1 protein-coding gene is annotated in these 502 nt (G+C 36.5%); it reads left to right on the top strand.

What is annotated here, in order from left to right:
* Positions 1-502, top strand: a 502-nt coding sequence (gene truD / locus BG20_RS01160; protein WP_010189821.1) for a tRNA pseudouridine(13) synthase TruD, incomplete at both ends; no start/stop codon positions are given.

The raw sequence follows: 502 nt of genomic DNA, 5'->3' as shown, positions 1-502 counted from the left end.
TTTCTGATTGCGAAGATAGACTATCTGAGTTTGTTGACTATCAAAAAATTCTAAATTTTTATGGTTATCAGAGATTTGGCTCGAAAAGACCCGTTACACATCTAATAGGAAAGGCTCTTTTACGACGTGATTTCAAAAAGGCAGTTGAGTTAATCGTTTCATTTACCTCCAGGTATGACTCTAAAGAAAACACTGAGATTAGAGAAAAACTAGTCGATAAATCAAATTACAAAAAATATCTCAATCAAGTTCCGCCTCAGATGGACATTGAAAGAATAGTACTGCAAGAAATGATTGATCATGATGATGCACAAAAAGCAATACACGCTGTACCTCTCAATTTAAGGCGATTTTATGTCCAGGCATACCAGTCATATCTTTTCAATCAAACTTTGAGCGCTGCATTTACTGACGGTGAAGATCTCTTCGCTGCCCAGACAGGTGATGTCTGCTACGATCTTCATGGGATATTGGGAAAATTTATCAAAGGTTTAGATCAACA

The sequence above is a fragment of the Candidatus Nitrosarchaeum limnium BG20 genome (assembly GCF_000241145.1).
In the GTDB taxonomy this organism is placed as follows: domain Archaea; phylum Thermoproteota; class Nitrososphaeria; order Nitrososphaerales; family Nitrosopumilaceae; genus Nitrosarchaeum; species Nitrosarchaeum limnae.
Note: the sequence above shows the minus strand (reverse complement) of the source record. Positions and strands in the feature narration are given on the sequence as shown.